The sequence below is a fragment of the Rhodococcus sp. GB-02 genome (assembly GCF_053470465.1).
In genome coordinates this window covers 412924-439246 of sequence record NZ_JBPUKE010000003.1, presented here as the reverse complement: position 1 = coordinate 439246, position 26323 = coordinate 412924, and the positions used below count along the sequence as shown (strand labels likewise).

28 protein-coding genes are annotated in these 26323 nt (G+C 63.0%); 19 read left to right on the top strand and 9 right to left on the bottom strand.

Annotated features, from left to right (window positions below):
* The first annotated feature begins 33 nt into the window (after nt 1–33).
* Nucleotides 34–855 (top strand): acyl-CoA thioesterase, encoded by an 822-nt coding sequence (locus ACSW29_RS22420; RefSeq protein WP_019748291.1) that lies wholly within the window; start codon nt 34–36, stop codon nt 853–855.
* 17 nt (nt 856–872) lie between these two features.
* Here ACSW29_RS22420 and ACSW29_RS22415 read toward each other — a convergent pair whose 3' ends face one another.
* The gene (locus tag ACSW29_RS22415) at nt 873–1541 is read right to left on the bottom strand and encodes a hypothetical protein (RefSeq protein ID WP_448278337.1); all 669 of its coding nucleotides are present in this window, start codon (nt 1539–1541) and stop codon (nt 873–875) included.
* A 50-nt stretch (nt 1542–1591) separates the two neighbouring features.
* Between ACSW29_RS22415 and tesB the strand changes: the two genes are divergently transcribed.
* Nucleotides 1592–2443: an acyl-CoA thioesterase II gene (tesB, locus tag ACSW29_RS22410; protein WP_317828515.1), complete on the top strand. Its 852-nt coding sequence runs from the start codon at nt 1592–1594 to the stop codon at nt 2441–2443.
* Entirely contained in the window at nt 2443–3048 is a 606-nt protein-coding gene (pdxT, locus tag ACSW29_RS22405) for a pyridoxal 5'-phosphate synthase glutaminase subunit PdxT (RefSeq protein WP_317552997.1), read from the top strand. Before tesB ends, pdxT begins: the two co-directional genes overlap by 1 nt.
* Before the next feature lie 23 nt (nt 3049–3071).
* On the opposite strand, the gene ACSW29_RS22400 is transcribed toward pdxT, so the two are convergent.
* Nucleotides 3072–3749 (bottom strand): response regulator, encoded by a 678-nt coding sequence (locus tag ACSW29_RS22400; protein WP_448278336.1) that lies wholly within the window; start codon nt 3747–3749, stop codon nt 3072–3074.
* Complete coding sequence (locus tag ACSW29_RS22395; RefSeq protein WP_448278335.1) at nt 3704–4930, bottom strand: sensor histidine kinase; 1227 nt, start codon at nt 4928–4930, stop codon at nt 3704–3706. The genes ACSW29_RS22400 and ACSW29_RS22395 overlap by 46 nt, the downstream gene beginning before the upstream one ends.
* A 111-nt stretch (nt 4931–5041) precedes the next feature.
* Here ACSW29_RS22395 and ACSW29_RS22390 point away from each other — a divergent pair, with 111 nt between their 5' ends.
* A complete protein-coding gene (locus ACSW29_RS22390; RefSeq protein ID WP_047269316.1) occupies nt 5042–5242 on the top strand; it encodes a hypothetical protein in 201 nt (66 codons plus the stop codon).
* Nucleotide 5243: 1 nt separating this feature from the next.
* On the top strand, nt 5244–5945 hold the full coding sequence (locus ACSW29_RS22385) for a GAP family protein (protein ID WP_230817249.1): 702 nt from the start codon (nt 5244–5246) through the stop codon (nt 5943–5945).
* Between the two features lie 13 nt (nt 5946–5958).
* On the opposite strand, the gene ACSW29_RS22380 is transcribed toward ACSW29_RS22385, so the two are convergent.
* Together ACSW29_RS22380 and ACSW29_RS22375 are read right to left on the bottom strand one after the other, a co-directional pair.
* The gene (locus ACSW29_RS22380; protein ID WP_448278334.1) at nt 5959–6879 is read right to left on the bottom strand and encodes a hypothetical protein; all 921 of its coding nucleotides are present in this window, start codon (nt 6877–6879) and stop codon (nt 5959–5961) included.
* Nucleotides 6876–7232 carry a GntR family transcriptional regulator gene (locus ACSW29_RS22375; protein WP_003943322.1) on the bottom strand — a complete coding sequence of 119 codons (357 nt, stop codon included), beginning with the start codon at nt 7230–7232 and terminating at the stop codon, nt 6876–6878. Before ACSW29_RS22375 ends, ACSW29_RS22380 begins: the two co-directional genes overlap by 4 nt.
* A 145-nt stretch (nt 7233–7377) precedes the next feature.
* Here ACSW29_RS22375 and ACSW29_RS22370 point away from each other — a divergent pair, with 145 nt between their 5' ends.
* From ACSW29_RS22370 to ACSW29_RS22325, 10 genes are all read left to right on the top strand, one after another.
* Nucleotides 7378–8130, top strand: coding sequence for a YebC/PmpR family DNA-binding transcriptional regulator (locus ACSW29_RS22370; RefSeq protein ID WP_230817251.1), 753 nt, complete (start codon nt 7378–7380; stop codon nt 8128–8130).
* Nucleotides 8131–8254: 124 nt separating this feature from the next.
* Nucleotides 8255–8824, top strand: a complete 570-nt coding sequence (gene ruvC, locus ACSW29_RS22365; protein ID WP_230817252.1) for a crossover junction endodeoxyribonuclease RuvC — start codon at nt 8255–8257, stop codon at nt 8822–8824.
* Entirely contained in the window at nt 8821–9420 is a 600-nt protein-coding gene (gene ruvA, locus ACSW29_RS22360) for a Holliday junction branch migration protein RuvA (RefSeq protein ID WP_007732953.1), read from the top strand. The genes ruvC and ruvA overlap by 4 nt, the downstream gene beginning before the upstream one ends.
* Entirely contained in the window at nt 9417–10514 is a 1098-nt protein-coding gene (gene ruvB, locus ACSW29_RS22355; RefSeq protein WP_230817253.1) for a Holliday junction branch migration DNA helicase RuvB, read from the top strand. Before ruvA ends, ruvB begins: the two co-directional genes overlap by 4 nt.
* Before the next feature lie 138 nt (nt 10515–10652).
* Complete coding sequence (gene yajC / locus ACSW29_RS22350) at nt 10653–11000, top strand: preprotein translocase subunit YajC (protein WP_230817254.1); 348 nt, start codon at nt 10653–10655, stop codon at nt 10998–11000.
* A 197-nt stretch (nt 11001–11197) separates the two neighbouring features.
* Complete coding sequence (gene secD / locus ACSW29_RS22345) at nt 11198–12919, top strand: protein translocase subunit SecD (protein WP_347872665.1); 1722 nt, start codon at nt 11198–11200, stop codon at nt 12917–12919.
* Nucleotides 12916–14136, top strand: a complete 1221-nt coding sequence (gene secF, locus ACSW29_RS22340) for a protein translocase subunit SecF (RefSeq protein ID WP_448278333.1) — start codon at nt 12916–12918, stop codon at nt 14134–14136. Before secD ends, secF begins: the two co-directional genes overlap by 4 nt.
* A gap of 2 nt (nt 14137–14138) precedes the next feature.
* Nucleotides 14139–15869: an ABC transporter substrate-binding protein gene (locus ACSW29_RS22335; RefSeq protein ID WP_448278332.1), complete on the top strand. Its 1731-nt coding sequence runs from the start codon at nt 14139–14141 to the stop codon at nt 15867–15869.
* Nucleotides 15866–16444, top strand: coding sequence for an adenine phosphoribosyltransferase (locus ACSW29_RS22330; protein WP_269068758.1), 579 nt, complete (start codon nt 15866–15868; stop codon nt 16442–16444). Before ACSW29_RS22335 ends, ACSW29_RS22330 begins: the two co-directional genes overlap by 4 nt.
* Before the next feature lie 98 nt (nt 16445–16542).
* A complete protein-coding gene (locus ACSW29_RS22325; RefSeq protein ID WP_448278331.1) occupies nt 16543–18954 on the top strand; it encodes a RelA/SpoT family protein in 2412 nt (803 codons plus the stop codon).
* A 50-nt stretch (nt 18955–19004) separates the two neighbouring features.
* On the opposite strand, the gene ACSW29_RS22320 is transcribed toward ACSW29_RS22325, so the two are convergent.
* Both ACSW29_RS22320 and ACSW29_RS22315 read right to left on the bottom strand, forming a co-directional pair.
* Entirely contained in the window at nt 19005–19817 is an 813-nt protein-coding gene (locus tag ACSW29_RS22320; RefSeq protein ID WP_448278330.1) for a peptidylprolyl isomerase, read from the bottom strand.
* Complete coding sequence (locus tag ACSW29_RS22315; protein WP_230817259.1) at nt 19817–20698, bottom strand: peptidylprolyl isomerase; 882 nt, start codon at nt 20696–20698, stop codon at nt 19817–19819. Before ACSW29_RS22315 ends, ACSW29_RS22320 begins: the two co-directional genes overlap by 1 nt.
* A gap of 194 nt (nt 20699–20892) precedes the next feature.
* On the opposite strand from ACSW29_RS22315, the gene ACSW29_RS22310 reads away from it, so the two are divergent.
* From ACSW29_RS22310 to ACSW29_RS22295, 4 genes are all read left to right on the top strand, one after another.
* The gene (locus ACSW29_RS22310) at nt 20893–21573 is read left to right on the top strand and encodes an MBL fold metallo-hydrolase (protein ID WP_230817260.1); all 681 of its coding nucleotides are present in this window, start codon (nt 20893–20895) and stop codon (nt 21571–21573) included.
* A 15-nt stretch (nt 21574–21588) separates the two neighbouring features.
* Nucleotides 21589–22860: a histidine--tRNA ligase gene (hisS, locus tag ACSW29_RS22305; protein ID WP_317828503.1), complete on the top strand. Its 1272-nt coding sequence runs from the start codon at nt 21589–21591 to the stop codon at nt 22858–22860.
* Entirely contained in the window at nt 22850–23479 is a 630-nt protein-coding gene (locus ACSW29_RS22300; RefSeq protein WP_042919891.1) for a hypothetical protein, read from the top strand. Before hisS ends, ACSW29_RS22300 begins: the two co-directional genes overlap by 11 nt.
* A gap of 66 nt (nt 23480–23545) precedes the next feature.
* Complete coding sequence (locus tag ACSW29_RS22295; RefSeq protein ID WP_448278329.1) at nt 23546–24535, top strand: malate dehydrogenase; 990 nt, start codon at nt 23546–23548, stop codon at nt 24533–24535.
* A gap of 48 nt (nt 24536–24583) precedes the next feature.
* On the opposite strand, the gene ACSW29_RS22290 is transcribed toward ACSW29_RS22295, so the two are convergent.
* Both ACSW29_RS22290 and ACSW29_RS22285 read right to left on the bottom strand, forming a co-directional pair.
* On the bottom strand, nt 24584–25828 hold the full coding sequence (locus ACSW29_RS22290) for a hypothetical protein (protein ID WP_448278328.1): 1245 nt from the start codon (nt 25826–25828) through the stop codon (nt 24584–24586).
* Nucleotides 25825–26154: a type VII secretion target gene (locus ACSW29_RS22285; RefSeq protein WP_448278327.1), complete on the bottom strand. Its 330-nt coding sequence runs from the start codon at nt 26152–26154 to the stop codon at nt 25825–25827. Before ACSW29_RS22285 ends, ACSW29_RS22290 begins: the two co-directional genes overlap by 4 nt.
* Between the last annotated feature and the right edge of the window lie 169 nt (nt 26155–26323).

The following is a 26323-nucleotide window of genomic DNA, read 5'->3' as shown; positions in this document are numbered from 1 at the left end:
AGACGTCGGTACATGGGAAGATGTGGAGCATCGATGGCGAGGATCGAAGAAATTCTGGAGTTGGAACGCCTCGAGCGTGACATCTTTCGAGGAATCATCGCGGAGACCACCCTGACCCGTACTTTCGGCGGCCAGGTCGCCGGCCAGGCATTGGTGTCAGCAGTACGAACGGTCGATCCGGCCTACTCAGTTCATTCGTTGCACGGATACTTCCTGCGTCCGGGAAATCCGATGGAACCGACCGTCTTTCTGGTGGATCGTGTTCGGGACGGTCGTTCATTTGCGACCCGCCTGGTCACCGGAATTCAAGACGGACAAGCCATTTTCACGATGTCGGCATCCTTCCACGTCCAGGACGAAGGCATCGAGCACCAGGACGAGATGCCGCCCGTCCCTGACCCCGAGACCTTGGCCATCGCCCAGGATTCGGAAGACCCCGAGACCGCGTGGTTGGCTCGCGAGTGGTCCGACTGGGACCTGCGAATGGTGCCGAAGGCAGACATCAACAAGCGGCCGGGTGCTGCCGCGCAGCAGCAAGTCTGGTTCCGTTCCCGCGAGGCGCTCCCGGACGACCCGGTATTCCACGTCTGCACGCTTGCATACATGAGTGACATGACGTTGCTCGGATCTTCCCGCGGCCCCCACATGGATGTCGCCATGCAAAGCGCCTCGCTCGATCACGCCATGTGGTTCCTGCGGCCGTTCCGGGCCGACGAGTGGCTGTTGTACGACCAGACGTCGCCGTCAGCGGGCTTCGGCCGGGCACTGACGCAGGGGCGCATCTTCGACAGCCGAGGAAACATGGTTGCCGCGGTGGTCCAGGAAGGCCTGACCAGGCTCTATCGCCCGAAGTGAGATCAACCGCTGTGAAATCAAACGCGGCGAGAGCGCACCGCAGGCCGGGCCGGATGGTCGTACCTGACCTCGAAATCGACCTCCTCGGACACCGCTGAGCGGTGTTCGAGTAGCGCGTCGACTGTCCACAGATCCGCCTGCGGTGTGTGCCTCCGCATGGCAGCTTCGCTCATGTCCAGACGGACGGTGACGTCGAACTCCAGTCCGCGCCCGAGCAACATCGGACCGGCGATTACGATGACCGCGCGCTCGTGGACAGGGATACGGGTCGAGCGAGCCGAGCGATCAGTGGTTTCGTCCCAGAGTTTCGGCAACAGCGTCCGTTTGGTGCGAGCCGCGGTGATCACTTCACGATCGAGTGCCGGGTAGTCGAACCAGATGGCGCGGTAACTCAGCGCATCCTCGTGGCCGAACTCGTATCGCAGCGAAGCCGGCCGCACGTAGTCGTGCAGTGACACAACGGAACTCGGCCTGCTGTGCGACTGGACTGCCACCCTTACCAGTTCCGCGAGCCGAGACGGTTGCGCACAATCCGGTCCGTCGATCGCTGCTACCACCACCGATGGAAATGATCCGCTCAGCGTTGCGATCTGCTCGGCCAGAGCGAGGGGAGTGGACGGGATGAATGTACTCACGCCCACCATGGTGCCGTGCCCGCTCGCCAAGGCGATATTGTGAACCGTCATCGCGCCTAGTGCTGCGGTCTGTGTATGCGGTCAATGTTTCCGGAGGACTCATGGTTGGTATCGAGGAGATCCTCGCGCTCGAACACCTGGAGAAGGACATCTTCCGCGGTGCGGTCCATCCCACGGCACTTCAGCGGACGTTCGGCGGGCAGGTTGCCGGGCAGTCGTTGGTTTCTGCCGTGAGCACCGTCGACGAGAGCTACCACGTGCATTCGTTGCACGGATACTTTCTGCGCCCGGGCAACCCGAAGATTCCGACGGTCTACCTGGTCGACCGGATTCGCGACGGGCGTTCGTTCTGCACGCGTCGGGTCAATGCAGTCCAGGACGGTAAGACGATCTTCACGATGTCGGCCTCGTTCCACGTCGACGACGACGGTATCGAGCACCAGGATCGGATGCCCTCCGTTCCGGCGCCGGAGGACTTGCCGGATGCGCAGACCGTTCCCAAGTTGGCGGAATCGCAGTTCTACCAGGAGTGGAAGAACTGGGACATCCGAATTGTGCCGGCCGAGCAGAGTGCGTCAGCGCCGGACCTGGCCGCCCAGCAGCGTGTATGGATGCGCTACCGCGAGGCTCTGCCGGATCGTCCGCTGCTGCACATCTGCACCCTCGCGTACCTCAGTGACATGACCCTGCTCGGAACTTCCAAAGTCCCGCACCGGGGTGTGAAGACGCAAACGGCTTCGCTCGATCACGCGATGTGGTTCCTACGGCCCTTCCGGGCCGACGAGTGGTTGCTCTACGACCAGACATCACCGTCGGCAGGTTTGGGTCGCGCGCTCACTCAGGGGCGTATCTACGATCGCGATGGCAACATGGTGGCAGCGGTGGTTCAGGAGGGTTTGACGCGGCTGGAACGCGAACCCGACAACCGTGAGAACAAGACAGGAACTGTGTGATGACGCGTCCGTTGATCGGTGTACTCGCCCTCCAGGGTGATGTTCGCGAACACCTTGCCGCACTCGATGATTCGGGAGCGGACGCAGTCGGTATCCGGCGCCCGGAGGAGCTCGACAAGGTCGACGGCATCGTGATCCCGGGTGGCGAATCCACCACTATGAGCCGGCTTCTGCAGGTTTTCGAGCTGCTGGAACCGCTTCGTGATCGACTCCGCGGCGGGCTGCCGGCTTACGGATCGTGTGCAGGCATGATTCTGCTCGCCAGCGAGGTACTCGACACCCGGCCGGACGCCGAGCATCTCGGCGCCATCGATATGACGGTGCGCCGCAACGCTTTCGGTCGTCAGGTCGATTCCTTCGAGTCCGACCTGGAGTTCGAGGGAATCATCGGTGATCCCATCCGCGCAGTCTTCATCCGCGCACCGTGGGTCGAGCGGGTCGGTCCGGGTGTGGAGGTGCTCGCGCAAGTTCCCGCCGCGGCGGGGGAGGCCGCGGGTCGCATCGTCGCTGTCCGGCAGGGCTCGGTGATCGCCACTTCGTTCCATCCCGAGGTCACCGGGGACCGTCGAGTCCACGAGATGTTCGTCGATCTCGTGCGCGGCTAGGGCGCTCGTTCACTTCGGCTGAACTACAGCTCCAGTTCGCGGGCAAGGATCGCCGCCTGGACGCGTGAGGTGAGGTGCAGCTTCGACAGAACTCGCGACACATGCGACTTCACCGTCGGAGCACCGACACCGAGTTCACGCGACAGTTCGGCGTTGGACAGACCCATACCCAGTAGAACGAGCACTTCGCGCTCGCGATCGGTGAGCTCGCTCAGTCCGAGCGGTTCGGCGGGTTTGGGAGTGCGCTTAACGAACGCGCCGATCAGTGCGCGTGCGGCTCGGGGAGCGAGCACGGCATCGCCGGCCGCGACATTGCGGACGGCGCTGATCAGCTCGTCCGCTGTCGCGGTCTTGAGGAGGAAGCCCGCTGCGCCGGCGCGCAGAGCTGCGAAGACATATTCGTCGAGGTCGAAGGTGGTCAACACCAGAACGCGGCTGCGGGTCGTACCGATGATCTGACGTGTCGCTTCGATGCCGTCGGTGCCCGGCATCCGGATGTCCATCAGCACGACGTCGGGTTGATGTGTGCGAGTGACGGTGATCGCCGACGCTCCGTCTCCCGCTTCCGCAACGACATCGATGTCGTCGTGCTGCCGCAGGATCATCGACAGGCCGGAGCGGATCGCGGCGTGGTCGTCGACCAGGGCGACGGTGATCACCGATCCGTTCCGTTCGGTGTGTGGACCGGTAGCTGAGCGCATACCGTCCATTCTCCGTCGACCGGAAGTGCGTCGAGTGAACCGCCCAGCAGCTCAGCACGATGACGCATGTTTGCAAGCCCGCGCGTTCGTGCCCGCGGACTGGCTATGTCGGGACCGACGGGGTTTCGGATCTCGACCTGTAATGCATTGTGCTGGAGAGAGATCGACATCGAGATCGGCGCGCCGGGGGCATGCTTGAGCGCGTTGGTCAACGCCTCTTGAGCGATCCGGTACGCCGTGTGATCGACGACGCTCGGCAGCTCGGCGGCATCGACGTCGATCGCTACTTCCACTGTGCTGCCGGCGGCCCGAGCTGCGTCCAGGACGACGGGCAACTCGGTCAGCCTCGGGGGAGAGGAACGCGGGTCAGGCGTCTCGCCGTCCCCCGCGTGGAGCAGTTCGATCATCGACCGCATCTCGGAAAGGCCCGCGAGACTGCTCGATCTGATCGCCCCGATCATCTCCCGCAATCCAGTTTGTCGTTCATCGTATGGTTCACCCTGCTCTGCGGAGAGAGCTGTGGTGGAGAGTGCAGCTTCGGAGTGGATTGCGATGGCAGAGAGGTGGCTTGCGATCACGTCATGCAGATCCCGCGCCATGGTTGCCCGTTCGTGAGCGACCGCGGCCTCGCGATCCAGAGTGGCGAGTGCTTCGTGGACTCTGGAACGCTCGCGTTCGGCCTCGGTCAATTCGACTTGTCGACGGATGACCAGTGCCCACCACACCGGCGTACCGAAGAACAGAGCGGTCACGACGCCCGCCCCAGCCGCAGCGCGGACGTCCCTGGTGGACAGGTAAACGAGTGCGGTGAGCGCGGCAACCGTCACCGCGGTCAGAGAACACACCACTCGGCCCAGCCGCGCCGTTCCGTACAGAACTGCGGCGTAGGTGAGATCCGAGAGGGCAACCCACATCGGCAGCGAGGGGCCAAGGGCGGCGTCGACCACGACGATGACGGCCCCCGCCGCCAAGGCCGTTGCCGGACGCACCCGCCGAAACGAGTCGATCGCACACAGCAGAGCCAGCATCCCGATCCGAACCCCGACGGGAACGTCGGCGACACCTCCGACATCGGTCCACATCTGGTACAGGCCGACCAGGTAGAGGAGTACCCCGATCGCGAACAGGCCGAAGGCGATGAGCGGATCGTTCCACTTGCCGACACTCCGACTTCTGGTCACCACAGACTTATCAGAGCACATCGGGGCGCCTGACTTGTCATACCAAATGATGAGGTCGGCGTTGTTCCGATGACTGATGTGCGGATTCGATAGAGAAGACAGGCTCGACGTATGAAGATTCGTTTCGAGTTGATGATCGGCATTCTCTTGGTCGTCGGTGGCGGCTGTCTGTGGCTGTTCGCGCGTGACGCCGAGTTCTTCTGGTTTCGCGGCGGGCCACTCGGCGTGATCCTGGCGATCATCGGTGCTTTCGACATCGTGAATGCAGTCCGAACGAGGGAGGCAGCGATACCCGAGCGCCGAAACGACTGACGTGGAACTCGTCCTGCTCACGACCCTGGGCGGGCTCGCCCTGCTGGACAGCACGAGCATCGGAACATTGGTCGTCCCGGTCTGGATGTTGTTGATGCCGGGACGACCGCAGGTTCGCAGGCTGCTGACGTATCTGGTGGTCATCACGACGTTCTATTTTGTTGTTGGGGTGGCAGTCTGGACGACGGCACGGGCAGGTATGCCTGTCGTCGCCCCGCTGCTCGAAACCCCCGCCGCCCGCGTTACGCAGTTGATACTCGGTATCGTTTTGTTCGCGTGGAGCTTTCGATTCGATTCCGAGAAGAGGCGCACATCCGGTCAGGCCGATCGAACTCATGTTTGGCGAGAGCGGGTGCTCGGCTCGGCCAGTTCCGCGAGAAGTGTCGTACTTCTGGCAATTGCTGCCGGGACCGCCGAGTTGGTGACGATGCTGCCCTACTTGGCGGCGATCGCGATGATCACCGCTGCTGGGCTGTCCGCAGTCACGTCTGCGTCGATACTTGCCGGTTACTGCCTGATCATGGCCGCGCCGGCAGTGCTTCTGTTGTGCGGGAGGATCGTGGCCGGCAACCGCCTCGACAAGCCGCTGCGCGGGGTGGACTCGTTCATCTCTCGCCACGGCGACAGCGCGATGGGTTGGGTGTTCGGCATTGCCGGCTTCTACCTCGCCGGCAATGCCGCTGCCGTGTTGTTCGTGAATTGACGTTGTTCGTGAATCAACCAGCCTGAACCAACGAATTGATCAGCTTCACACCGTCTTCCGGGTGATCGACGGTCACGGCGAACAGTCGTCCGTTCTCGAGAGTGACCACGATCGCCTCACCCGAGCGGAGAGTGACGGCCGTTCCGCGCGGTGTGATCCGGTAACCCCATCCACCCCATTCGGCCGGACGTATCGAATCGACCGATGCGGACTTCACCTTCGAGATGGGGATTTTCTTCCATCGAACGCCCCAGGAACTGATGCCGAGACCGTGACGGTCGACGCGCACGGTGACCGAGGCGAATGCTGTGACGGCGAGGGTGGACACACCCAGGATCACGGCAACCCACCAATCCGAGTACGCGGCAGTCGCGATCACGAGAACTACGAGGCCGGCGGTAGCGATCCACGGCCAGATGCTGCGGACCTGCCCGACCCACACTGCACGTTCGGAGGCCGTGAGCGGAGTATCGAGCGTCGGGGTCGGCAGTGCCGACTCCGGGCCGTTTCGTTGCTGGTCAGGCAGCGCGTATGCCAGAACTCCTACGAGTACCGCAGCGATCGGCGCAAGAATCCACCAGCCGATACGTGCGTCTTCCGGCGTTCCGGCGTCGATCGTCAGGGCGACGCTCAGGATCCAGATCGTCGCCAGCGTCGCACTCGAGATCGAGGTGACGGCGAGAAACAGGGGCGCGTTGGCGCTCGAACGGGCCGCGACAACACACGCGAAAACGCCTGCCACCAGTGAAAGCGCCAGCGCGATGGCGAAGAATGTCGTCGTGGTGCTGAACCCGTCCGGGTTCGATCCGGACCAATGGCTCGCGACGGTCTCGGGTAGCTGGTCGCCCCACGCGAAGCGCGCGAGAACCAGGATCAGGGTCGGGATCAGAGTCAGCGAAGCCGCTGTCCAGAGTCGGATCTTGCTGGTCGTCATTGTGTGCTGGTCTCCTTGATGAGGTCGAGCATGTGCGCGGTGTCGAGTCCCAGATTTCGGGCCTGCCGAACGAACTCGCGTGCAGATTCGTTGAGAGCCGTTCTTCCCGAGTCGAATTCGGCGCGAATGACGGCGCCTCGTCCGCGTCGGAGGTCGATCAGGCCTTCGTCGCGGAGTGTTGCGTACGCACGAAGGACCGTATGGAGATTGACGTCGATCGACTCGGCGAGAGCGCGAGCGGACGGCAGTCGATCGCCCGGGCCGATTTCGCCGCGGATGACCGAGCCACGAACCCCGGCGGCAATCTGTTCCGCGAGTGGAGTTGTGGAGGCGTGATCTATTCGGACCAACATGTTTGCATTCTATGCGAACAATGCGGTGTTTGGTCAATTCGTGTCGGGGGATGCAGCGAGTTGTGACGTGGGACGGGTAACATCGGCAGAGCTGAAAGACGCGCATTCGGCGTGCGCAACGCAGCAGGAAAGGGGCTTGAATCGCATGAGCGGCCACTCAAAATGGGCCACCACCAAGCACAAGAAGGCTGTGATCGACGCACGTCGTGGCAAATCCTTCGCGAAGCTGATCAAGAACATCGAGGTGGCGGCACGAACCGGCGGTGGCGATCCCACGGGCAACCCCACCTTGTTCGACGCCATCCAGAAGGCGAAGAAGACGTCAGTTCCCAACGACAACATCGAGCGTGCGCGCAAGCGCGGCGCCGGTGAAGAAGCGGGCGGCGCAGACTGGCAGACCATCATGTACGAGGGCTACGGACCCAACGGCGTCGCCGTTCTGATCGAGTGCCTCACCGACAACCGTAACCGCGCAGCCGGTGAAGTTCGCACCGCGATGACCCGCAACGGTGGCAACCTCGCTGACCCGGGTTCGGTCTCCTACCTGTTCGCTCGCAAGGGCGTCGTCACACTGGAGAAGAACGGCCAGTCGGAGGACGACGTCCTGATGGCTGTGCTCGACGCCGGTGCCGAAGAGGTCACCGATCTCGGTGAAACCTTCGAAATCGTCAGTGAGCCACAGGATCTGGTTGCCGTACGTTCGGCACTCCAGGAAGCCGGCATCGACTACGACTCCGCCGAAGCCGATTTCCGCGCTTCCGTCGAGGTTCCCTTGGATGTCGACGGCGCACGCAAGATCTTCAAGCTCGTCGACGCGCTCGAAGATTCTGACGACGTGCAGAACGTCTACACCAACATCGATCTGTCCGACGAGGTTCTCGCGGCTCTCGAAGACTGATTGCTTTTCAACTCAACCCGGCCCTGACGTCCGCGTCTCGGCCGGTTGCGTGTTGATGCGGGGTAGTAGGCCCGCGCACCGCTAAGCTATCGAACAGCTGTTCGGTATGGAGAGGTGTGACAAAGTGCGCGTGCTCGGAGTGGACCCAGGCTTGACTCGCTGCGGGTTGGGTGTGGTCGACGGGAGCAACGGCAGGAAAGTGCGCCCGATTGCTGTCGACGTGGTGCGGACCCCGCCCGAGATGGACCTCGGGTCTCGGCTACTGCGGATCTCCGATGCGGCTGAACTGTGGATCGAGCAGTACAAGCCGGAGGTCGTCGCGATCGAGCGCGTATTCGCGCAGCACAACGTCAGTACGGCGATGGGGACGGCGCAAGCAGGCGGAGTTGTCGCGCTCGCTGCCGCCAGACGCGGCATCCCGGTGTGTTTCCACACGCCCAGCGAGGTGAAGGCCGCCGTTACCGGCAGCGGTAACGCAGACAAGGCGCAGGTCACCGCGATGGTGACGCGAATCCTGAACTTGAAGACGGCGCCGAAACCGGCTGACGCCGCTGACGCTCTGGCGCTCGCGATCTGTCACTGCTGGCGAGCACCGATGATCGAGCGAATGGCCCGCGCCGAGGCGATGGCCGCCGAACAAATGCGTAAGTATCAGGCAAAATTGGCCGACATGAAGAAGGCAGGTTCACGATGATCGCGTCGGTACGCGGCGAGGTACTCGATATTGCGCTCGACCACGCGGTCATCGAAGCGTCAGGTGTCGGCTATCGGGTCAATGCCACCCCCGTGACGCTCGGTGCGCTCCATCGCGGAAGTGAAGCGCGCCTGTTCACGACGATGATCGTTCGCGAAGATTCGATGACGCTGTACGGCTTTTCCGATACAGAGTCGAAGGACCTGTTCAGCCTCCTGCAGACGGTTTCCGGAGTCGGACCGCGCCTGGCGATGGCAACTCTCGCAGTTCTCGAACCCGACGCACTACGGCGTGCACTGTCGGAAGGCAACCTGACGGCGTTGACGAGGGTCCCCGGCATCGGCAAACGTGGTGCTGAGCGCATGGTCGTCGAATTGCGCGACAAAGTGGACGCCGTCGCTACGACGGCCGGCGCGGCTTCCGGTGTCGTCGTCGGCAGTTCGATCCGTGATCAGATCGTCGAAGCTCTCGAAGGATTGGGTTTCCCGATCAAGCAGGCCGAGCAGGCCACGGATTCGGTTCTGGCGGAATCGCCCGAGGCCACTACATCGGTAGCACTGCGTTCTGCTCTGTCGCTGCTCGGTAAGACTCGATGAACTTCGATCCGATCGACGATTTCGACGACGAATCGCAGGTCTCTGCCGAATTGGTGGCAGGAGACGGCGACGTCGAAGCGAGTTTGCGCCCCAAGAGTCTCGACGACTTCATCGGTCAACCCCGAGTCCGCGAGCAATTGCAGCTCGTGCTCACCGGCGCAAAACTTCGTGGCAGCACGCCTGACCACATCCTGATGTCCGGTCCGCCCGGACTCGGTAAGACGTCGATGGCGATGATCATCGCGGGGGAGTTGGGCTCCTCCCTGCGGCTGACGTCCGGGCCGGCGCTCGAACGCGCCGGGGACTTGGCGGCGATGCTGAGCAATCTCGTCGAGGGCGACGTGTTGTTCATCGACGAGATTCACCGAATCGCTCGTCCGGCCGAGGAGATGTTGTACCTCGCGATGGAGGACTTCCGCGTCGACGTCGTCGTCGGTAAGGGGCCCGGCGCCACGTCGATTCCTCTGGAGGTCGCACCATTCACGCTGGTCGGTGCGACAACCCGATCCGGTGCCCTTACCGGTCCGTTGCGTGACCGCTTCGGGTTCACCGCGCACATGGATTTCTACGAACCCGAAGAGTTGCAACAGATTCTGATGCGCTCGGCGGGAATTCTGGGAGTCAATCTCGAAGTTGACGCCGGCGCCGAAATCGCGAGACGCTCGCGGGGGACGCCGCGTATCGCGAACCGATTGCTGCGACGGGTTCGCGACTTCGCGGAGGTTCGTGCCGACGGAATCGTCACCATGGACGTCGCTCAGGCCGCCTTGGCTGTCTACGACGTGGACCAGTTGGGCTTGGACCGACTCGACCGATCCGTTCTGAGTGCGTTGGTGCGGTCGTTCGGCGGCGGGCCCGTCGGCGTGTCGACGCTGGCTGTGGCCGTGGGCGAGGAACCGTCGACGGTGGAAGAAGTGTGTGAGCCGTTCCTGGTCCGTGCCGGGATGATCGCCCGGACGCCGCGAGGACGTGTGGCTACCGCCGCTGCCTGGACTCAACTCGGAATGACACCGCCGCCGGATGCCGCCGCGGGCGGTATCGAGGTTCGTGTCAACGAACCGCAGGCCATGTTGTTCGATCCGAACAGAGAGTGAATTTCGACTGGAAAGGCCTACTTGAACGGCCGATCTGTCAGGAATCCTCAGCAACTAATGGCACACTGGTGTATTGCGTAGGTCCATCCGGGACCATCGCGGCGTAAAACGTGCAACACAACCGAGGTTGATCAACACATGTCGAGTTTGCTTTTCCCACTCTTGATCCTCGCACTGCTGGTGCCCATGTTCCTGGGCATGCGCAAGCAGAAGAAGGCTTTGGCTGCCACTTCCGAGATGCAGGACTCGCTGCAGGTCGGCGATCGGGTGCAGACCACAGCCGGGCTCTACGCCACGATCGCTTCTCTAGGCGACGACACCGTGGACCTCGAGATCGCCGACGGTGTCATCACCACCTGGTCTCGTCTGGTCATCCGTGAGCGCGTCGTCGAGACGACCGAGACCGACGAGTACGACGACGACTCGATTTCCGAGATCGAAGAGTCTGCTACCGACACCGAAATCCGGCTCACCAAGGAGTCCTGACTTCGTCGACCTGGTACGTGTTCTAGAGTTGTGAACTCGGACACACGTCCAGATCGGTTTGTCCGTTCTTTCACCAGCAGCTCAGTTCACCCCGTTGATCAATCGTTGCAGTTCGAACGCCGCAGCTCGGGTGGTCGTCGACCACCCGAGCCGTGCACTTACTGAAGCTCTGCACCTACTGAGGAGACTTAAAGATCGTGGCACCTTCCACCGGAACGGTGCATCCGGTCCGCTACCTGGCCCTTTTCGGGGTCTTGGTGGTGGCACTGTATGCCCTGGTGTTCTTCACTGGAGACAAGTCGGCCACGCCGAAACTCGGCATCGACCTGCAGGGTGGAACGCGGGTCACGTTGACCGCTCGTACCCCGGACGGCAGTGCTCCGAGTCAGGACAGTCTCAAGCAGGCGCAGGAGATCATCGAGACCCGCGTCAATGGTCTCGGCGTTTCCGGCTCCGAGGTCGTCATCGACGGTGACAACCTCGTCATCACGGTTCCCGGCGACGACAGCGCACAGGCTCGCTCGCTCGGTCAGACCGCCCGCCTCTACATCCGGCCGGTGACCGGTTCGATCGATGTCGCCACCCGTGACGCGAGTCGGACAGCTACCCCTGAGGCGCCGGCGGCCGAAACTCCGGCCACTGATGCTCCGGCCCCCGAGGCACCCGCCGACGGGACCCAGACTCCGCAGAATCGTCCGTTCCTGGCTCAGGACCCGACCACTTCGGAAACAACTCCGGCGCCGGAGACGACAACGCCGGCTCCCAGCGGGGACGCATCGAGTGACGGCACCGACGAAGGCGACGCAGCAGCAGCGGAAATCGCCGCAGCGCGCGCCCTCCGACAGAGCACCGATCCGACCGTGCAGCAGCAAGCAGTGGCGAACCTCGACTGCTCCGTCGCAGATCCGCTTCGTGGAAACGACGACCCCACGCTGCCGCTGGTCGCGTGCTCGCAAGACGGACTGAACATCTATCTCCTCGGTCCCTCGATCATCGACGGCCAGGAGATCGCCGACGCCTCGTCGGTCTTCAACTCACAGCAGTCGCGTCACGAGATCAGCCTCTCGTTCAAGACGACGGGCAGCAACACCTGGGCCGCGTTCACCTCAGCCAACATTGGCAAGCAGGCAGCGTTCACGCTCGACTCGAAGGTCGTCAGCGCTCCCACGATTCAAGGCGCAACGCCCGCGGGCAGCGCCACCTCGATCACCGGCAGCTTCACCGCTGACAGTGCCAAGGAATTGGCCAACACGCTCAAGTACGGTTCGCTTCCGCTGTCGTTCGCGGCCTCGGAAGCCGAGACGGTCTCGGCCACGCTCGGCCTGGCGTCACTGCAGGCGGCACTGATCGCCGGCGCGGTGGGTCTTGTGCTCGTTCTGCTGTACTGCCTGGTCTACTACCGCATGCTCGGCGTCCTGACTGCGTTGTCGCTGATTCTCTCGGGAGTCATGGTTTACGCAATCATGGTTCTGCTCGGTAGATACATCGGCTTCACACTCGACTTGGCCGGTATGGCAGGTCTGATCATCGGTATCGGTATGACCGCCGACTCGTTCGTCGTGTTCTTCGAACGCATCAAGGACGAAATGCGTGAGGGCCGTAGCTTCCGCTCGGCGGTGCCACGCGGTTGGGCGCGAGCGCGTCGGACCATTCTTTCCGGCAACGCGGTCAGCTTCATCGCCGCTGCAGTTCTGTACGTGCTGGCGGTCGGCCAGGTGCGAGGCTTCGCCTTCACCTTGGGCCTGACCACCATCCTCGACGTGATTGTCGTGTTCCTCGTGACGTGGCCACTGGTCAGCATGGCGTCCCGTTCGGCGTTCTGGTCCAAGCCCAGGGTCAACGGTCTCGGCGCAGTGCAAGAGGTTGCCCGCGAACGTAAGGTTGCCGCCGCTGCGTCGGCTAAGGAGACACGAGCATGAGCGAGTCCAACAACTCCCCGGTGGGGCCTTCCAACAATTCCTCGGCCGAGACCGCAGACGCCGCCCGCTCGGAGATCACCGACTCAGGCGTCGATCAAGGCGCGATGCCCAAGCACAGCTGGCTCTCACGGCTGTACACCGGAACGGGTGCGTTCGAGGTCGTCGGCAAGCGTCGCTTCTACTACGGACTGACCGGCGCTCTGGTCGCGATCGCGCTGCTGAGCATCATCCTGCGCGGGTTCACCTTCGGTATCGATTTCGAGGGTGGATCGCGCATTCAGTTCCCGGCCGAGGGTGGAGTCGAGACGTCGGCGGTCGAAACCGTCTACTCAGACACGCTCGGATTCGAGCCGGTAACCGTGCAGACGGTCGGCTCGGGCGCCAGTGCTACCGTGCAGATTCGGTCGGAGACGCTGAACGCGACGCAGATCAACGAACTGCAGTCGGCCCTCTTCGACGAGTTCCAGCCCAAGGACAAGGACGGGAACCCGTCGGCGCAAGCCATCAGTTTCGCGGACGTGAGTGAAACCTGGGGCGGTCAGATCACCAAGAAGGCGCTGATCGCGCTGATCGTGTTCCTGGTGATCGTGAGTATCTACATCGCAGTCCGCTTCGAGAGAGACATGGCGGTAGCCGCGATCGTCGCGTTGTTCTTCGACATCATCGTCACCGCCGGCGTCTACTCGCTCGTCGGTTTCGAGGTGTCGCCCGCGACGGTGATCGGTTTGCTCACCATTCTCGGCTTCTCGCTGTACGACACGGTGGTCGTGTTCGACAAGGTCGAAGAGAACACCCGCGGTGTTCTGCACCTGACGCGCCGGACGTACGGCGAGCAGGCCAACCTCGCGGTGAATCAGACCTTGATGCGTTCGATCAACACGACCGTCATCAGTGTGCTTCCCGTGATCGCACTGATGGTGGTCGCGGTCTGGATGCTCGGCGTCGGCACACTCAAGGACCTTGCGCTCGTTCAGCTCGTTGGAATCATCGTGGGTGCGTACTCCTCGATCTTCTTCGCGACGCCGCTCCTGGTTTCGATGAAGGAACGCTGGGGACCCGTCGCCGCGCACACTCGTAAGGTGCTCGCCCGCCGGGCTACGCTGGCCGAGAAGGGTACGCAGGCGGTTGCCGTCGGCGCACCAGTTGCACGCCGTGCGCCGGTTGCTCCGCAGCCGGGTGCGCGGCCGACCGGAAAGCGAAACAAGAAGGGGCACTGAACATGCTCCCAAGAACACGCACACTGGTTCGATCGATGACGTTCGTTGCAGCCACCGCGGTGGCTGCGGGTTCGTTGGCGGCCTGCTCGGAAAGCGCCGAGCAGGTTCCGTCCATCGGATACGCCATCGACAACTCCATCACCACGTACAACGCCAACACGACAGCTGGGTCGGTGTCCGGAGCGATGGCCGCGTTCGGCCGGGTGCTTCCCGGTTTCACGTTCACCGGTCCGGCGGGGGCGCCCGTGTCGGACACCGACATCGGAACGGCGTCGGAGTTGCCCGGTGACGTGCTCACCGTCTCGTACAAGCTCAACCCGGCTTCCGTGTACTCCGACGGGATTCCGATGTCCTGTGACGATCTCGTCCTCACATGGGCGGCGTCGAGTGGCACGTTCACCAAAGATGTCGACGGTTCCGTGAAGCCCATGTTCGACACGGCGAACAATCTCGGTTACGCGGACATCGACCGGATCGACTGCCAGAGCGGGTCGAAGGATGCGACGGTGTTCTTCAAACCCGGGCGATCGTTCACCGATTGGCGGTCGTTGTTCGGTGCGACTGCGTTGATGCCTTCACACATCGTGACGCAGCGCACGGGTGTCAGCGACGTGGTGAGCGCGGTGAATGCCGGTGACACCGAAGCATTGTCGAAGATCGCGGACTTCTGGAACACCGGGTGGAACCTGACTCCAGGTCAGGTGGACACTTCGGTACTGCCTTCCGCCGGACCGTATCGAATCGACTCGTACAGTGCCGACGACGGTCTGGTGCTGGTCGCGAACGAGCGGTGGTGGGGTAACCTGCCGGCCACCGATCGCATCGTCGTTTGGCCACGTGGTGTGAATCTGAACGAGGATCTCGACAAGAGCTCGATCGAGGTCGTCGACGTCGCCTCCGGGTCTGCCGGCGAGCTCGGTACTCCGTCCGGTTTCGACGTCCAACAGATTCCGTCGCGGTCGATCGAGCAGTTCGTTCTCGCGACGTCGGGTTCTCTGGGCGACGAAGCCGCGCGGCGAGCGTTCGCGCATTGTGTTCCGCGGACAGCGTTGTTCGAGAAGTTCGGTCAGACGGAGAACGCGCCGCAGGCCGGTCTGGGCTCCGGCGTGGTCGATTCGCGATTGATGGCGCCGGATTCACTGGTCTACAGCGACGCCGCTGCGGTTGACGGTGATCGGTACGCCAATTCCGACGTCGAGGCTGCGAAGACCTCGTTGTCGGAAGCTGACCTCGAACAGTTGACCGTCCGAGTCGGCTACCTGGCGCCGGACCCGGTGCGGGCGCAGATCGTCTCCGAAGCAAAAGCAGCGTGCGCTCCGGCGGGAATCACGATCGAGGACGCGAGCAGCGACAGCTTCGATCCTACGAGTCTGCAGTCCGGGGGCGTCGACGCTGTGCTTTCCGGCGTGGCCGGCAAAGTCGGGGCGGGCGGAACAGCGAGCATGATCGACGCGCGCGGAGCGTTGCGATCGGGCAACGGTGCAAACCTCGGCAATTACGGAAACGCGAGGATCGATCAGATCATCGATCAGCTGAACGTGGATGCGAGCACGAGTGCGCAATTGGGACTCTCGGTGGAGGCGGAGAACATCCTCTGGACTCAGGTGCCTACGATTCCACTGTTCAATCAACTACGAACTGTCGCTGTAGCTCCAGGCATGTCGGCAGTCTTGGTCAATCCGACTCGGGCCGCTACCGGCTGGAACATGGACAGATGGGTACTACGCAGATGACCGTCTCGAATGGCGTTGCCTTGCACACGCCTGAAGAATTGATCGCAATCCACCGGGCCGCCGGAGACGCTGTTGTTCGGCTGACCCGCTGGGCAGACAACTTCCCTGGCCCTGGAGTGCGGTTCGCCGATCTGACTCCGGTGTTCGCCGACGCAGAGGGGTTCGGCGCCGTGCTCGACGCCCTTGTCGCCTGTGCCCCGGACGCCGACACGATCGCAGCCGTCGATGCCCGCGGATTCCTGCTCGGTGCCGGCGCAGCAGCGAAGATGGGCGCTGGGGTGGTGGCCGTGCGTAAGGTCGGCAAACTGCCGCCGCCGGTGCTCTCTCGCTCGTACAGCCTCGAGTACGGATCGTCGACTCTCGAGATCCCGGCGAACGGCTTCGATCTCGCCGGGCGGAATGTTCTCGTGATCGACGACGTTCTGGCTACCGGAGGGACACTCGAGGCGGCTGTACAGTTGGTTGAGTTGGGTGGAGCGAACGTCGTCGGCGTCGCAGTGGTGCTCGAGATCGAGGAATTGCGCGGTCGAGATCGCTTCTTGAAGTACCCACTGACATCCCTGGTGAAGGTCTGAGTATTAAAGTTGTCTCCTGGGGGTCGAGTTAGACCTCCAGGGCAATTACCCGATGCAGGGCGGTTGCCTCATCCAACTCGGTGGTAGGAGGTGGCGACATGACGTCGAATCTTGATCGATCACAGAACTCGGGTGCAGTGTCGCAGGAGACGGATGCAGTTCCGTCTCCGGAGACGACACCATCGAAGTCCGCGGTGCCCGACGATTCGGGATCTGCGCAAACTACCGGCAATCGGGGTGGGCAGAACCTGGCCGTGCCCGCCTCCGCCTCCCGTAGGGTGCGTGCTCGGCTTGCTCGGCGCATCACCGGTCAGCGCAATGCCACCATCCGCCCGGTGCTCGAGCCGTTGGTCAGCCTTCACCGTGAGCTGTATCCGAAGGCCGACCTCGCGCTGCTCCAGCGTGCGTACGACGTCGCCGAGGACAGACATTCGAGCCAGCGGCGCAAGTCCGGCGATCCGTACATCACGCATCCGTTGGCCGTCGCAAGCATTCTGGCCGAGTTGGGTATGGACACCACCACCCTCGTCGCAGCCCTTCTACACGACACCGTCGAGGACACCGGTTACTCCCTCGAGGAGTTGACCAAGGACTTCGGTGACGAGGTCGCTCACCTCGTCGACGGCGTCACCAAACTCGACAAGGTCGTTCTGGGCACCGCAGCCGAGGGCGAAACCATCCGCAAGATGATCATCGCGATGGCGCGGGATCCGCGCGTGCTCGTGATCAAGGTTGCGGATCGTCTGCACAACATGCGCACGATGCGATTCCTGCCGCCCGAAAAGCAGGCGCGCAAGGCACGGGAGACTCTCGAAGTCATTGCGCCACTTGCGCATCGACTCGGTATGGCTACCGTCAAATGGGAACTCGAAGACCTCTCGTTCGCGATCCTTCACCCGAAGAAGTACGACGAGATCGTTCGACTTGTCGCAGATCGCGCGCCGTCTCGTGACACCTATCTGGCCAAGGTTCGGGCCGAGATCAACTCGACGCTGTCCGCCTCACGGATCAACGCCATCGTCGAGGGCCGGCCCAAGCACTACTGGTCGATCTATCAGAAGATGATCGTCAAAGGCCGCGACTTCGACGACATCCATGATCTGGTCGGCGTCCGCATTCTGTGCGAAGAAGTGCGTGACTGTTACGCCGCGGTCGGCGTTGTCCACTCGCTGTGGCAGCCGATGGCCGGTCGCTTCAAGGACTACATTGCACAGCCGCGCTATGGCGTCTACCAGTCGCTGCACACCACCGTCGTGGGACCGGAAGGCAAGCCCTTGGAGGTCCAGATCCGGACCCAGGACATGCACCGGACCGCGGAGTTCGGTATTGCCGCGCACTGGCGGTACAAGGAGACCAAGGGCAAGCACGCGGGTGACATCGCCGAGGTCGACGACATGGCGTGGATGCGTCAGCTACTCGATTGGCAACGTGAAGCGGCCGATCCGGGGGAGTTCCTCGAATCGCTGCGTTACGACCTCGCGGTCAAGGAGATCTTCGTCTTCACACCGAAGGGTGACGTCATCACGTTGCCTGCCGGATCGACTCCGGTCGATTTTGCATATGCTGTGCACACCGAGGTCGGGCACCGATGCATCGGTGCCAGGGTCAACGGCCGATTGGTCGCGCTGGAGCGAACTCTCGAGAACGGCGAAGTGGTGGAGGTCTTCACGTCGAAGGCCGCAACCGCCGGGCCGAGTCGCGATTGGCAGACGTTTGTCGTCTCCCCGCGCGCCAAGGCGAAGATCCGACAGTGGTTCGCGAAGGAACGGCGCGAGGAGGCGCTCGAGTCCGGTAAGGACCAGATCGCAAAGGAGGTCCGCCGTGTGGGACTTCCGTTGCAGCGCTTGATGAATGCCGAATCGATGAGCACCATCGCGCACGAACTTCGTTATCCCGACGTCTCCGCGTTGTACACGGCTGTAGGCGAGAGTCAGGTGTCGGCGCACCACGTCGTGCAGCGCCTGGTTGCTCATCTGGGCGGCGTCGGCGCCGTCGAGGAGGAACTGGCCGAGCGTTCGACGCCGTCGACCATGCCGGTGCGCACCCGCAGCACGGGTGACTCCGGAATCCTGGTTCCCGGGGCTCCCGGCACGGTGGCAAAACTTGCGAAGTGTTGCACGCCGGTTCCGGGCGATTCGATTCTGGGCTTCGTCACGCGCGGCGGAGCAGTCAGTGTGCACCGTACCGACTGCACCAACGCCAACTCGCTCCACGATCAGTCGGAGCGAATCATCGACGTCGAATGGGCACCGTCAGCGACGTCGGTGTTCCTGGTCGCGATCCAGATCGAGGCGCTCGATCGTCATCGGTTGCTTTCCGACGTCACCAAGGCGTTGGCCGACGAGAAGGTGAACATCCTGTCCGCCTCGGTCACCACGTCCGGCGACCGAGTGGCGATCAGCAAGTTCACCTTCGAGATGGGTGACCCGAAGCACCTGGGTCATGTGCTCAACGTGGTTCGTAACGTGGAAGGTGTCTACGACGTCTACCGGGTGACTTCTGCCTCGTAAACTGCTGTGCGCCTTTATTAACCGCGGGCGGTTAATAAAGGCGCACAGGGTCAGGCGACTACTGCAGTCTCGATGGTGATCGGCGTGTTGGGTGCACCGCCGCCGGTTGCTCCCATGCCACCGTCGTCGCCGTCGGCCGCGATCTTCTCGATTGTCGCCAGGCCGGCGTCGTCGATGGTGCCGAAAACCGTGTAGTCAGGCGGCAGCATCGAATCCTCGTAGACGAGGAAGAACTGGCTGCCGTTGCTGTCAGGTACGGACGAATGAGCCATCGCCAGAGTGCCACGGGGGTAGACGACCGGCAGCGACAGCGCCGGGTCGTTCCCAGCGTATGTGGTCGTGGGGTACTCGTTTGCAAACTGGTACCCCGGTCCACCGGTGCCCTTGCCTGACGGATCGCCGCACTGCAGGATCTGCAGACCCGGCATCGTCGAGAGTCGATGGCACGGGGTGTCGTCGAAGAATTTCTGCTCGGTCAAACTCACGATGCTGTTGACCGTGCAGGGGGCTTCTGCCCGGTTCAGCTCCATCCCGATCGGGCCGGCCGTAGTCGTGAGCGCGACGTTGACGGTTCCCTCGGTGGACACACCCGTGGAGTTCGGCGGGTTGACGGTTTTTGCTGCACCCGCCGCGCTCGGGTACGAGCAGTCGACGGTTGCAGCGGCCGGCGCCGGGACAGGCGGGAGCGCCTCGAACTGTGACATGTCGAGCGGCGGCATGGCAGCCGTTGTCGTCTTCGCCTTGGAGGTACTGGACGGGGAGTCCGAGCTACCGGAATCACTGGAACAACCAGCCAGAAGCAGCGCCGCGGCGCTTGCAGCGGCAATAACTACAGGAAAGCGCATCACAGGATTACGTCGCATCAGTCGAGCCTTACTGTCTTGATGTCGGTGGTCAGATTTGGCTTGCCGTCACCCTCTGGTGTCGATCCGCCGGCCGCGACCTTGTCCAAAGTGGCGAGACCGGTCTCGTCGATCGTGCCGAAAACCGTGTACTGCGGCGGAAGCTGCGAGTCGCCGTAGACGAGAAAGAACTGGCTGCCGTTGCTACCGGGCGCCCCGGTGTTGGCCATCGCAACCGTGCCGCGCGCGTAGGTGACGGGCTCTTGCGCCGCCGGGTCGGTGGTGGCGTACGCCGTGGTGGGGAACTCGTTGTCGAATCCGTATCCCGGGCCGCCGGAGCCAGTGCCGGAGGGATCACCGCACTGCAGAACCTGGAGCGACGGGCTCGTCGTCATGCGGTGGCATGTGGTGTCGTTGAAGTAGTCCTGCTGCGCCAAACTCACGAAGCTGTTGACCGTGCACGGAGACTTCGTTCCGTCGAGCGTGAGCCCGATGTTCCCCTGTGACGTCTCGACGCTGATGCTCGGTGTCGCGTCCGGGGCGGTGGTGGGAATCCCGTCGGTACGAGGCGGGTTGTTGGCCTTGGACGCGGTAGCACCGTCCGCCGGGTAAGAGCAGGAAACCGTGTCGGCCAGTGGCGTCGACAGACCGGCCGGCATCGCACCCGCAGTTTGCGGCGTGAGGCTCGAGTCGTCGGCTGCAGTGTTGGTGGTGTTCGCGTCGTCGTCGCTGCGGTTGCTGAACCAGATGAGGCCGCCGACGACACCGACTACGACAACAACGCCGAGTGCAGTTCCGGCTATCGTCATCTGCTTGCGCTTGCGGGCACGTTCTGCGCGACGTTCGAGCTGACGCTCGAGCTTGCGTTTCGCCGCCTCGCGGCGTTGCTCGTTACTCGGCACTGCTGTAGTCCTCCGTATCGCGGGTGGATCGTGGTCGGCCGGCCGAGCGACACCCTGGGGTCGGCTTCGGCAAGCGGCTCTACTCGTCGTCAGAGTCTCCCATTGCAACCTGAGAACTTACTGGCGGGGCAGCAGCTTAGGCTGTAACCGACACCGTGTTGTTCGTTTCCGCCTTTCGAAGAGGAGTCGCCCCCGTGCTCGTCACTGGTTTTCCGGCCGGGATGTTCCAAACCAACTGCTACATACTCGCCCAGGTCGACGCGTGCGAATGCGTAGTCGTCGACCCGGGGCAGGATGCGGCCGAGCCGCTCTTCGAATATCTCGACTCGAAGGACATGACGGTCAACGCGGTCCTCCTGACACACGGTCATCTCGATCACGTGTGGTCGGCCCGCGAGGTCTGTGAGCGATATTCCGTACCCGCGTACATCCATCCCGAGGATCGCTACATGCTCAGCGATCCGGCACGGGGGATAGGCCCGACGATGAAGGAATTCATTCAAGGCATGACGTTCGTGGAGCCGGACGAGGTGATCGAACTGGCCGACGGCGACAAGATCACCGAGGCCGGAATGACGTTCGTCGTCGACCACACGCCGGGGCACACACAAGGATCCGTGGTGTTCCGAACCCAGGCGAACACCGAGGACGGACCCGTGGACTTGGCGTTCACCGGTGACACCCTGTTCCAGGGTTCCATCGGGCGCAGCGACCTGCCCGGTGGAAATCACGAGCAGTTGCTCGCCTCGATCGCCCGCAAGCTACTGGGACTCGGTGACGAGACAGTGCTCCTGCCCGGGCACGGCGGCAACAGTTCGATCGGCGCCGAGCGAAGCTCGAACCCGTTTCTCGTTGGACTCAGCGCACAAGAATAAGGAAAAGTACCTCTCGTGAGTAAAGTCAGCACCTTTTCTGCACCCAAAGGCATTCCGGACTACGTTCCGCCGCAGTCAGCCGAATTCGTCGCCGTTCGTGACGGTTTGACGCGCGCCGCCAGGTTGGCCGGGTACGGCCACATCGAGTTGCCGATATTCGAAGACACCGGCCTGTTCGCGCGCGGCGTCGGCGAGTCCACCGACGTCGTCAGCAAGGAGATGTACACGTTCGCCGACCGTGGCGATCGTTCGGTGACGTTGCGTCCCGAGGGAACTGCCGGCGTCATGCGTGCCGTCATCGAGCACAGCCTCGACCGTGGACAGTTGCCGGTAAAGGTCAGCTACGCGGGCCCGTTCTTCCGCTACGAGCGCCCGCAGGCCGGTCGCTACCGTCAGTTGCAGCAGGTCGGCGTCGAGGCCATCGGGATCGACGACCCCGCACTCGACGCTGAGGTCATCGCGATCGCCGACGCCGGATTCCGGTCGTTGGGGCTCGACGGCTTCCGCCTCGAAATCACCTCTCTCGGCGACGACACCTGCCGACCGCAGTACCGCGAACTGCTGCAGGAGTTTCTCTTTGCACTCCCGCTCGACGAAGACACGCGTCGACGCGCCGAGATCAACCCGCTTCGGGTGCTCGACGACAAGCGCCCAGATGTACGCGAGATGACAGCCGGCGCACCGCTCATGCTCGATCACCTGTCGGAGAGTTGCAAGGCTCACTTCGACGAGGTGCTCGCGCACCTCGACGCCTTGGGCGTTCCCTATGTCGTCAACCCGCGCATGGTTCGCGGCCTCGATTACTACACCAAGACGACCTTCGAATTCGTGCACGACGGACTGGGCGCGCAGTCCGGAATCGGCGGCGGTGGTCGTTACGACGGTCTGATGGAACAACTGGGCGGACAGCCGCTCTCGGGGATCGGGTTCGGAATCGGCGTCGACCGCACGGTTCTCGCGCTCGAGGCCGAGGGTAAGTCCGTTGCGCCACCGGCACGTGTCGACGTCTTCTGTGTACCGATGGGCGCCGAGGCGAAGGCGGCACTGGTGAAGATCGCACATCAGTTGCGTGCCAACGGAATTCGTGTCGACCTGGCGTACGGAAACCGTGGCGTGAAGGGCTCGATGAAAGCAGCTGATCGTTCGGGTGCCGCAATCGCATTGGTTCTCGGCGAGCGTGAGCTCGAAGAGGGCGTCGTCGTTGTCAAACAGTTGGCAACAGGTGAGCAGGAGACAGTGGCGCTCGACCAGGTTGTCGACAAGCTCGGGGATCTCGTTGAGCACTGAGGCCGAACCGGTTTCGCTCGATCTGGTTCCCGTGGCGTTGATCGCGCCGCGGCTGAAGAAGTTCGCCGTTGTTGTCGTGGTGTTCGGTGTGGTTGTCGGGTTGATCGTCAGTGTGTTCTCGACGGCGACCGTTGGAGTGATCGTCGGTGCCGTCATCGCGGTGCCGACGTCACTGGCGATCCTGATGACGCTGCGCCGACACATCACGTTGTACGGCAACAGAGTTCGTGCGCAAGCTGGTTTTCGAACCAACGACGTCGACGTGGCCGAGGTACTCACGGCGGCGTTGACGGTGCGATCCGGTCGGATCAGCGAGGTCAGCCTGACACTCGGCGACGGACGGTCCACCGTGCGGATACCGCTCGCGCTGTACACGGCAGGAGGCGGGCGCGAGTTGGAGATCCTTGCACTCCGCAAGCTCGCCGACGCCCTCGCTGCCAGCGAGTTGGTGCCGGCTGCCGCGTTGTCCTCGGTGCTGATCGAACAGTTGCGTGCCGAAGCCCGCGGCGCCGGACTGGCCGAGCGTCCGCTGTACCGCGCCGTCGAACTCGTGACGGCGGAGGGACGAGTGCCGAGAACCACACTGACAGACCACGAAGTGGCCGGATTACTCGACTAGCGTGGAAACCGTTCTTACAGCGTTGTAGAACGGACAGTCGTGAAAACGGCAGGTGAGGAGTCGGCAATGAGTATTGCGCCCGTAACCGTCACGGTAACTGGAGCGTCGGGTCAGATCGCATACGGAATGCTTTTCCGCATTGCTGCGGGGGAGATGCTCGGCGCGGACGTCCCGATCAAACTTCGACTGCTCGAGATTCCTGCCGCTGTGTCCGCTGCCGAAGGCGTTGCGATGGAACTCGAAGACGGCGCCTTTCCCTTGCTGAGTTCCATCGACATCACCGACGATCCAGATGTCGCCTTCTTGGGCGCCAACGTCGGGATGCTGGTCGGTGCACGTCCGCGGAGCAAGGGGATGGAGCGCGCCGACTTACTGAGCGCGAACGGCGCGATTTTCACAGCGCACGGGAAGGCGATCAACAACAACGCAGCCTCGGACGTCAAGGTGCTGGTCGTCGGAAACCCGGCCAACACCAACGCTCTCATCGCGATGAACAACGCGCCGGATGTACCCGATACTCGGTTCAGTGCGCTGACGCGTCTCGACCACAACCGAGCGATTGCGCAGGTGGTGAAGAAGACCGGCGTTCGTGCATCGTCGGTGCGCAAGGTTTCCGTCTGGGGAAACCATTCGGCGACGCAGTACCCGGACCTGTCCCACGCGACCGTCGCGGGTAATCCTGCGCTCGCGGTGATCAACGACCGCGACTGGGTGGAGAACGATTTCATCCCGACTGTGCAGGTACGAGGCACCGCCATCATCGCTGCGCGTGGATCGTCCTCTGCGGCAAGTGCGGCTAGTGCGTCGATAGACCACGTCCGTGACTGGGTGATCGGGACGGCCGAGGACGACTGGGTATCCATGGCCGTGTGTTCGGACGGTTCCTACGGCGTGCCCGAAGGGTTGATCTCCTCCTTCCCGGTGACCTGTGCCAATGGCGAATTCGCTATCGTTCCGGACCTCGCGATCGACGATTTCTCACGCGAACGGATCGACCTGTCCGTCAGCGAATTGGAGCAGGAGCGTGCGTCGGTTCGGGAGCTGGGCTTCGTCTGAACTGAGCTTTGTCTGGGATTGTCATGCCGCCCCGGCCGGGAGACCCGATCAGAGATCTCGGAACAGGTACTGATCGGGATCCTTGGCGCCGAGCACGGGCGGGGACACCATCGGTAAATCGTCGACCATCGAATTTTCGTCGCCGGCATTGACGAGATACCCCGCAGTGGTGCGTGACGACTCGTCGTCCCGCGATCCGCGAGGTCCGCCGCCTATCATGCCCCCGGGCGTCATACCGCCGCCGCTGACCGCCGAAGATGTTGCACCCAGGGCGGGCGTTGCTACCGGAACTGGTTGAACTGCAGCAACTCCCGCTGCGCCTCTCATAGTTCCACCGCTCGCGCCGTTCCCGCCCGCCCACGCTCCACCGGAGTTTGCTGTCGTACCGGGTGACTGCGATCCGCCAGCTGCGAGTGACGTCGACGAATTGCCCGCGCCCCACAGCTTGTCGACGCCGGTCGCAAGTCCGGCGCCTGCCTGCGCTGCCGAGGCCCGAACTGCGTCGGTGCCTTGCTGCATGGAGGCCGGGTGGGTGGAGTACGCATCACCGGCATCGGTTGATGCAGACAGAGGTTGGGCGATCTGACGGGCGGCGTTGTTGATTGCCTCCGGAGTGACCAGGTTGGAGAGTGCCTCACTGGTCGGTGGAGTCGGAACGGGGATCGACCCGGCAAGGGCGTTCATGGCAGCGGTGTGCCCGAGCATCTCCCCACGAGTCCGAGTCACCGCCGCGACGGCTGCCTGCATGTGTTCAGCTGCGGAGGCAAGCAACATCGCCTGCCCGGGTGGTGTCCACACGATCGGTGCAGCAGCCGCAACCGTGGCGGCGAAGGACTGCGCGATCGACGCGAGATTTGCATTGCCTCGCTGCACCGATTCCGCGGCGGCAGCAGTGGTTTTCGATATCGCGGTTCCGCGTTCGCTCAATTCTGCGCCGCTGTTCTGTGCGGATCGCGACAGTTCGTTCGCGGCGTCACGGCCGGTGCTGTGCCAGGTCTGCCCCACCTGGGCGACTGCGCTGTCGGACAGTCCCATGGCTTGGTCGATCAGCGTGGACGCCTGGCTGAAGATGCCGACGGGATCGATGCCGGCAAAAGCGCCTGTGCCGAGACTCTTCCCGAGTTCGATCAACGGCGCGAATAGATCCTCGATTCCGGGGAGCGCCGGAACCGGTACGCCGGCGAGCATCGAGTCGACCGCGTTGTTCGGCAGTGCCGGGACTGGACTACCACCTTGAAGGAGTTCGAGGACCGTCTTCGAGTCGTCTTCGGTGTCCATGCGATCGGTGTTCACGCGGTCATGTCCGTCGATCCAGCCACGCCGGTTAAATCTGACGCGATTGCATGATCTGTCGTGTCATAGGCCTGCGCGGCTGCAGCGGCAATTGCGGCATTGCCGGCGTAGAACGTGGCGAGTGCTGCAACATCTTTGGTGTGTGTGGCCTGAGCGCGCGCGAATGCGTCGAGAAATTCGATCCCGACGGGGCCTACGGCCGGTGCGACTGCCGCGATGTTGGCTCCCAGATCGACGACGGCGGCCTGCGCGATGTGTCCTGCCGCTTCGGCCGACATCGAGCCGTACTTACGGATGTCGTCAGTGACGACAGTCAATTCGCTCATCATTACCCCCCAGTTGGTAAGCGTCGCGAGAACTGTATCGGACCACAGTCCGCCCTTGCACGGAGAGAACGCGACTTCCCCAGCGGTTCCGGACAACCTGGACGAAGTGGCAGAGATTACATTCGGATCCGGTGTTGGTATTGCGGGCGCGATCGATTTGGCACACTCG

What these genes read in the sequence shown, in the direction of transcription:
- ACSW29_RS22420 (WP_019748291.1), top strand. Translation starts at nt 34, where the DNA reads ATGGCGAGGATCGAAGAAATTCTGGAGTTGGAACGCCTCGAGCGTGAC.
- ACSW29_RS22415 (WP_448278337.1), bottom strand. Translation starts at nt 1,541, where the DNA reads ATGACGGTTCACAATATCGCCTTGGCGAGCGGGCACGGCACCATGGTG.
- tesB (WP_317828515.1), top strand. Translation starts at nt 1,592, where the DNA reads ATGGTTGGTATCGAGGAGATCCTCGCGCTCGAACACCTGGAGAAGGAC.
- pdxT (WP_317552997.1), top strand. Translation starts at nt 2,443, where the DNA reads ATGACGCGTCCGTTGATCGGTGTACTCGCCCTCCAGGGTGATGTTCGC.
- ACSW29_RS22400 (WP_448278336.1), bottom strand. Translation starts at nt 3,749, where the DNA reads ATGCGCTCAGCTACCGGTCCACACACCGAACGGAACGGATCGGTGATC.
- ACSW29_RS22390 (WP_047269316.1), top strand. Translation starts at nt 5,042, where the DNA reads ATGAAGATTCGTTTCGAGTTGATGATCGGCATTCTCTTGGTCGTCGGT.
- ACSW29_RS22380 (WP_448278334.1), bottom strand. Translation starts at nt 6,879, where the DNA reads ATGACGACCAGCAAGATCCGACTCTGGACAGCGGCTTCGCTGACTCTG.
- ACSW29_RS22375 (WP_003943322.1), bottom strand. Translation starts at nt 7,232, where the DNA reads ATGTTGGTCCGAATAGATCACGCCTCCACAACTCCACTCGCGGAACAG.
- ACSW29_RS22370 (WP_230817251.1), top strand. Translation starts at nt 7,378, where the DNA reads ATGAGCGGCCACTCAAAATGGGCCACCACCAAGCACAAGAAGGCTGTG.
- ruvA (WP_007732953.1), top strand. Translation starts at nt 8,821, where the DNA reads ATGATCGCGTCGGTACGCGGCGAGGTACTCGATATTGCGCTCGACCAC.
- ruvB (WP_230817253.1), top strand. Translation starts at nt 9,417, where the DNA reads ATGAACTTCGATCCGATCGACGATTTCGACGACGAATCGCAGGTCTCT.
- yajC (WP_230817254.1), top strand. Translation starts at nt 10,653, where the DNA reads ATGTCGAGTTTGCTTTTCCCACTCTTGATCCTCGCACTGCTGGTGCCC.
- secF (WP_448278333.1), top strand. Translation starts at nt 12,916, where the DNA reads ATGAGCGAGTCCAACAACTCCCCGGTGGGGCCTTCCAACAATTCCTCG.
- ACSW29_RS22335 (WP_448278332.1), top strand. Translation starts at nt 14,139, where the DNA reads ATGCTCCCAAGAACACGCACACTGGTTCGATCGATGACGTTCGTTGCA.
- ACSW29_RS22330 (WP_269068758.1), top strand. Translation starts at nt 15,866, where the DNA reads ATGACCGTCTCGAATGGCGTTGCCTTGCACACGCCTGAAGAATTGATC.
- ACSW29_RS22325 (WP_448278331.1), top strand. Translation starts at nt 16,543, where the DNA reads ATGACGTCGAATCTTGATCGATCACAGAACTCGGGTGCAGTGTCGCAG.
- ACSW29_RS22320 (WP_448278330.1), bottom strand. Translation starts at nt 19,817, where the DNA reads ATGCGACGTAATCCTGTGATGCGCTTTCCTGTAGTTATTGCCGCTGCA.
- ACSW29_RS22295 (WP_448278329.1), top strand. Translation starts at nt 23,546, where the DNA reads ATGAGTATTGCGCCCGTAACCGTCACGGTAACTGGAGCGTCGGGTCAG.
- ACSW29_RS22285 (WP_448278327.1), bottom strand. Translation starts at nt 26,154, where the DNA reads ATGAGCGAATTGACTGTCGTCACTGACGACATCCGTAAGTACGGCTCG.